This window comes from Pseudomonas sp. RGM2987 (assembly GCF_022952855.1).
In the GTDB taxonomy this organism is placed as follows: Bacteria; Pseudomonadota; Gammaproteobacteria; order Pseudomonadales; family Pseudomonadaceae; genus Aquipseudomonas.
Genome location: NZ_JALJDX010000156.1, coordinates 22,864 through 28,863, shown reverse-complemented (window position 1 = coordinate 28,863; position 6,000 = coordinate 22,864). Strand labels below are relative to the sequence as shown.

The 6,000-nt window shown below is 61.1% G+C and carries 5 protein-coding genes; 3 read left to right on the top strand and 2 right to left on the bottom strand.

Annotation, left to right across the window (positions count from 1 at the left end):
• Positions 1-161 precede the first annotated feature (161 nt).
• Together RGM2987_RS06800 and rarD are read left to right on the top strand one after the other, a co-directional pair.
• A complete protein-coding gene (locus RGM2987_RS06800) occupies positions 162-1,175 on the top strand; it encodes an aldo/keto reductase (protein ID WP_245139344.1) in 1,014 nt (337 codons plus the stop codon).
• 163 nt (positions 1,176-1,338) lie between these two features.
• Entirely contained in the window at positions 1,339-2,223 is an 885-nt protein-coding gene (gene rarD / locus RGM2987_RS06795) for an EamA family transporter RarD (protein ID WP_245139343.1), read from the top strand.
• Positions 2,224-2,401: 178 nt separating this feature from the next.
• Here rarD and hppD read toward each other — a convergent pair whose 3' ends face one another.
• Together hppD and RGM2987_RS06785 are read right to left on the bottom strand one after the other, a co-directional pair.
• The gene (hppD, locus tag RGM2987_RS06790) at positions 2,402-3,478 is read right to left on the bottom strand and encodes a 4-hydroxyphenylpyruvate dioxygenase (protein ID WP_245139342.1); all 1,077 of its coding nucleotides are present in this window, start codon (positions 3,476-3,478) and stop codon (positions 2,402-2,404) included.
• A 250-nt stretch (positions 3,479-3,728) separates the two neighbouring features.
• Positions 3,729-4,673, bottom strand: a complete 945-nt coding sequence (locus tag RGM2987_RS06785; protein WP_245139341.1) for a DMT family transporter — start codon at positions 4,671-4,673, stop codon at positions 3,729-3,731.
• Between the two features lie 182 nt (positions 4,674-4,855).
• Between RGM2987_RS06785 and RGM2987_RS06780 the strand changes: the two genes are divergently transcribed.
• The gene (locus RGM2987_RS06780; RefSeq protein WP_245139340.1) at positions 4,856-5,719 is read left to right on the top strand and encodes a LysR family transcriptional regulator; all 864 of its coding nucleotides are present in this window, start codon (positions 4,856-4,858) and stop codon (positions 5,717-5,719) included.
• The last annotated feature ends 281 nt before the right edge of the window (positions 5,720-6,000 follow it).

The following is a 6,000-nucleotide window of genomic DNA, read 5'->3' as shown; positions in this document are numbered from 1 at the left end:
CGCGAAAGCGGTGCATCAGGCGATCTTGATGTGGCTGACACACCGCCTTCGCGAGCAAGCCCGCTCCCACAGTGGATGGGTGTGTTTGATAAATCTGTTTGATCCACGCGGTGGTTCTGAGGTTTGATTGGGCCTTTCCCCTCGATGAAAAGGATCTTGTCATGAGCTACCGCACGCTAGGCCATTCCGGGTTGCAAGTCTCGACGCTGACCCTGGGCACCATGATGTTCGGCGAACAGACCAGCACAGAAGAGTCGCTGCGGATCATCGACAAGGCCTGGGACCAGGGCATCAACTTCATCGACACGGCGGACGTCTACACCGGCGGTCGTTCCGAAGAGATCGTCGGCGAAGCCATCGCCAGGCACCGCCATGAATGGGTGCTCGCGACCAAGGTCGGCTTCGGCCCGCCGGATGGCATGCCTAACCGCAGCGGCCTGAGCCGCAAGCATCTGTTCAACGGCATCGAAGCCAGCCTGGCGCGCCTGGGCACCGATTACCTGGACATTTATTACCTGCACCGCGAAGACCACAACACCCCACTGCACGTGACCGTGTCGGCCATCGGCGATCTGATTCGCCAAGGCAAGATCCGCTACTGGGGCTTGTCGAACTACCGTGGCTGGCGCATCGCCGAAGTGATTCGGATCGCCGACAGCCTGGGCATCGACCGGCCGGTGATCAGCCAACCGTTGTACAACATCGTCAACCGCCAGGCCGAAACCGAGCAGATCACCGCCGCGCAGAACTATGGCCTCGGCGTGGTGCCCTTCAGCCCCCTCGCCCGTGGCGTGCTCAGCGGCAAGTACGCGCCGGACGTGGCACCGGACGCCAACAGCCGCGCCGGGCGGCAGGACAAGCGAATCCTGGAAACCGAATGGCGGGTCGAGTCGCTGCGCATCGCCCAGCAGATCCAGCAGTACACCCAGGGTCGAGGCGTGGGCATCGTCGAATTCGCCATCGCCTGGGTCCTGAACAACAGCGCCGTGACGTCGGCCATCGTCGGCCCGCGTACCGAGCAACAGTGGGACGCCTACACCAAGGCGCAGGCGGTGAAGATCACCGCGGAAGATGAAGCCTTCATCGATTCGCTGGTGACACCGGGCCACGCCTCGACACCGGGGTTCAATGACGTGAGCCATTTCGTGCCGGGACGCGTGCCGCGTACGTCATAAGCATTACCGGAACTGAACACCCTTGTGGCGAGGGAGCTTGCTCCCGCTGGGCCGCGTAGCGGACCTCATTGGCGGCCGCTTCGCAGCCGAGCGGGAGCAAGCTCCCTCGCCACAGCAAATGCCTGCCCCATCGTGCATCAACCCATGCTAATAAGAGGCCTCAGTGTCCAAAGGCATCGCTCTATCGGTCTCGGCCTCCGCGCTGTTCGCCGTCATGTACTACTACACCTCGCTGCTCTCCCCGCTGACCGGCGTGGAAATCTTCGGTTGGCGCATGCTGTTGACCATGCCCTGCATGACCGCGTTCATGCTGGTGACCCGGGAATGGAAGCTCGTCACGCAACTGCTTGGACGCCTGGTCGCCACGCCCCGGCTGTTGCTCGCGGCAATCGCTTCTTCTGCACTGATGGGCGCGCAACTGTGGCTGTTCATGTGGGCGCCGCTCAATGGCTACAGCCTGGACGTGTCGCTGGGGTATTTCCTGTTGCCGCTGTCGATGGTCCTGACCGGGCGCATCGTCTACGGCGAACGCCTGTCATATCTGCAAAAAGTCGCGGTGTTCTTCGCCACCCTGGGCGTGTTCAACGAGCTGTACCAGGTCGGCGGGTTTTCCTGGGCGACCTTGCTGGTGGTGATCGGTTACCCGATCTATTTCATCCTGCGCAAGCGCATCAATACCGACAACCTGGGCGGGCTTTGGCTCGACATGACGCTGATGCTACCGGTGGCGCTCTGGTTCGTGCAGAGCGGCGAACAGGGTTTCGATGTGTTCGACCAGTACCCATGGCTGTCGCTGCTGATCCCCTTGCTGGGAGTCATCAGTGCTTCGGCGCTGGTGTCCTACATCGTTGCCAGCCGCCTGCTGCCGTTCAGCCTGTTCGGGTTGTTGAGTTATGTCGAACCGGTGTTGCTGCTGGGCGTGGCGCTGTTGTTGGGTGAAAGCATCAAGGCCGGTGAGTGGCTGACCTACATCCCGATCTGGATGGCCGTGGCGGTACTGGTGTTCGAAGGGTTCAAGCACTTGATGCGCCAGCGGCGCCGCACGTAAGCACACCGCCGTCCCCCTGTGGGAGCGGGCTTGCTCGCGAAGGCGGTGTGTCAGGTACCCTCGATATTGACTGATACGCCGCCTTCGCGAGCAAGCCCGCTCCCACAAGGGATCTTGTGTAGGCAACAAAAAGCCCGCCTGGCAACAACACCGGGCGGGCTTTTCCATCGTTCAGGCATCACTCGGTGGTGAGCACACCCCGACGCACCTGATCCCGCTCGATGGATTCGAACAGCGCCTTGAAGTTGCCTTCGCCAAAACCATCGTCACCCTTGCGCTGGATGAATTCGAAGAACACCGGCCCCATCAGGGTTTCCGAGAAGATCTGCAGCAGCAGGCGCTTATCGCCCTGCTCGGAAGCACCATCCAGCAGGATGCCGCGCGATTGCAGTTCGGCCACCGGTTCGCCGTGGTTCGGCAGGCGGCCTTCGAGCATTTCGTAGTAGGTGTCTGGCGGTGCGGTCATGAAGCGCATGCCGATCTTCTTCAACGCGTCCCAGGTCTTGACCAGGTCGTCGGTGAGGAATGCCACGTGCTGGATGCCTTCGCCGTTGAACTGCATCAGGAACTCTTCGATCTGCCCGGCGCCTTTGGACGATTCTTCGTTCAGCGGGATGCGGATCATGCCGTCCGGGGCGGTCATGGCCTTGGACGTCAGCCCGGTGTATTCGCCCTTGATGTCGAAGTAGCGGATCTCGCGGAAGTTGAACAGCTTCTCGTAGAAGCCGGCCCAATAGGCCATGCGCCCGCGATACACGTTGTGGGTCAGGTGGTCGATGAGCTTCAGACCGGCGCCCACCGGGTGGCGGTCGACGCCCTCGAGAAACACGAAGTCGATGTCGTAGATCGAGCTGCCTTCGCCGAAACGGTCGATCAGGTACAGCGGCGCGCCGCCGATGCCTTTGATCGCCGGCAGGTTCAGTTCCATCGGACCGGTCTCGATGTGGATCGGCTGGGCGCCGAGCTCCAGGGCACGCTTGTAGGCCCGCTGCGAATCCTTGACCCGGAACGCCATGCCGCAGACCGACGGACCGTGTTCGGCGGCGAAGTACGAGGCCACGCTGTGGGGCTCGTTGTTGAGGATCAGGTTGATCGCGCCCTGGCGATACAGGTGCACGTCCTTGGATCGGTGGGTCGCCACTTTGGTGAAGCCCATGATCTCGAAGATCGGCTCCAGGGTATTGGGGGTCGGGGACGCGAATTCGATGAATTCAAAGCCCATCAGGCCCATCGGGTTTTCGTATAGATCTGCCATGTCGGCGCCTCATCATGCTTATCAATTAACAGGAAACGTTAGTTGCTGGCCATGCTGGGGGCACGCGGTGGCGCGCAGGAAATGCCACGAACGCTGCGGGCGAGGTAGTCGCCGTAGATCAGTTGAAACCCAAGTATCTTCATTGTCGACCCAAGGCTCTTGCGGGCGAGGCTTCTGCTGCCAGAAGACGTTATTCTTATATGCGTAAATCGATTCTACACAGCGTAACCGAATTTGTCCGCCTTCTGTATCAAACAGCCCTTCCTGCCGACCGTGCAAGGGGTTTGTTACACAGGAAAATGCCCGCGAGGATCAGCCCGCCGCCCAGACACATCAGCGCGGTGAACCGTTCGTCCAGTAACAGCGCCCCCAGCAATACCGCCGTGAGCGGGTTGAGCGCGATGAACACCCCGGAGCGCGTCGCGCCAATCCGGCGGATGCCGTCGTACCAGGCGATGTAGGCCAGCGCCGAACCTAGCACGCCGAGGTACACCAGGCTCAGCCACTGCGGCAGGTCCAGGCCGTGCAATGCTTCAACGCGCACCTCGCCGGAGGCCGCGCAGGCCAGCCATAACATCAACGTACCCAGCAGGATCGACCAGGTCACCGTCTGCAAGGGGCCAAGGCTTGCGTTCAGGCCTTTGGAAAACAGCGAATAGATGCCCCAGCCCAGCACGCAGCCGAAAATCAGCAGGTCGCCGATCCAACTCTGCGGGGCATTGTGTAACAGCGACGGATCGCGACTGACGATCACCAGCCCCGCCCCGCCCATGCACAGCACGATGCCGGCCCCTTTCAACCGACCCAGGCGCTCCTTGAACAAACACCAGGACGCCAGCCCGATCACCGCCGGGTTCAGGGCCACGATCAACGAGGCGCGCGACGCACTGATGTGCTGCAGACCGTAGAAGAAGCACAGGTTGTAGAAAAAGATGCCGAAGAACCCCAGCGCGGCCAGTTGCAGCCCTTGCTTGATGCTGGGCATGACCAGGGGAATCCTGGCCATTGCCAGGAACAGCAGCAGCGCGACGCTGGCCAGCAGGAAACGCAGGCTGGCGGCGAACAGGGGCGTCAGCGCGTCGGCCAGGATCCTGCCGGCAACGAACGTCCCGCCCCAGATCATGGTGACCATGGCGAGCTTGAGGTAGACCGGCAGGTCGGATGGGGTTGGGACGGTTTGTTCCAAAGCATTCATGGTTCACCTTGAGGTCAGTCGGACGTGGCGAGGGAGCTTGCTCCCGCTGGGGTACGAAGCAGCCCCCTATGGGCCCGCTGCGCGGTCCAGCGGGAGCAAGCTCCCTCGCCACGGTATCGGGTGGGGCTGATATACCGTATTGTTCGCCTCATGATTGATCATCGTAAAATGAGTAAACACTCATGACTCTTACCCAATTGGAAATCTTCACCCTGGTCGCCGAACTAAGGGGTTTCACCGCTGCGGCAATGCGATTGGGTATCGGCCAGTCGGCGGTGTCCCATGCCATCAAGTCCCTGGAACAGGAGTTGGGCGTGGAGTTGCTCCGCCGGCATCAGTCCCAGGTGGAACTCAGCGACATCGGCGAACAACTGCTGTCACGGGCCAGGGCCATGCTCGGATTGGCCAACACGTTGCGCCAGGAAGCCGCCGATGCCCGGGGCATGCGCCGTGGCACCTTGCGCATCGGCTCGTTCGGGCCGACATCGTCGATGAAACTGCTGCCTGCCATCCTGCAACGCTACTGCGCCCTGCATCCGGGCATCGAAGTGCACATCGACGAAGGGCCGGACAGGCAGGTGATCCAGTGGCTGGATGAACGGCGGATCGACGTCGGCTTCGTGGTATTGCCCGAGGACCGTTTCGATACGTTCACACTGATGGAAGATCAAATGGTCGCGCTGCTGCCCGAGGGCCATCCCCTCGCCGCGCGGGCCAGCCTGAACCTCAAGGAATTGTGCGAAGACCCTTTCGTACTCACTGAGGCGGGATCGTCCGAACTGGTCACGCGCCTGTTCAACGCCGCCAGGCTCACACCCAACGTGCGCTTTCGCTGCTCGCAACTGCTCAGCACGCTGGATGTGGTCAGGCGCGGCGAAGCGGTGAGCGTCGTTTCCGAAGGTTCGCTGCCGGGGGGTGATCATCCGGGTTTTATCACCCGGCCTTTATCGCCCCCTGTGCCGCGCCAGATTGGCCTCGCGGTGTTGGACAGTCGCCAGGCCTCCCCCGCCACCCGAGCGTTTATCGAACTGGCCCGCCAGTCATAAGCGCTGAACTTTCCAGTGAGTTTTCTACTTGTCCTAGCCACTAGCGGGCCGGACTTCATACAGGTGCTGACCCGCACTAATGGCAATTACCCGCCGCCGGCCAATTGACGATGACAGCGGCGCTGTTAAGAACAGTCGCTGTTGTTACATAACGAAAAAGTTACGATTTACACTTTTCGCTTTAACTACTACAATTTTTTTACCTGTGCTGGATAGCAGGTGATTCTTTATCACCGAGTCGCTTCAAGGCGCTTGGCTTATTGCTTTGTTTGCGGTTGGTA

Bases quoted from the DNA above. Each gene is read 5' to 3' on its own strand.
- RGM2987_RS06800 (WP_245139344.1), top strand. From the start codon at position 162: ATGAGCTACCGCACGCTAGGCCATTCCGGGTTGCAAGTCTCGACGCTG.
- hppD (WP_245139342.1), bottom strand. From the start codon at position 3,478: ATGGCAGATCTATACGAAAACCCGATGGGCCTGATGGGCTTTGAATTC.
- RGM2987_RS06785 (WP_245139341.1), bottom strand. From the start codon at position 4,673: ATGAATGCTTTGGAACAAACCGTCCCAACCCCATCCGACCTGCCGGTC.
- RGM2987_RS06780 (WP_245139340.1), top strand. From the start codon at position 4,856: ATGACTCTTACCCAATTGGAAATCTTCACCCTGGTCGCCGAACTAAGG.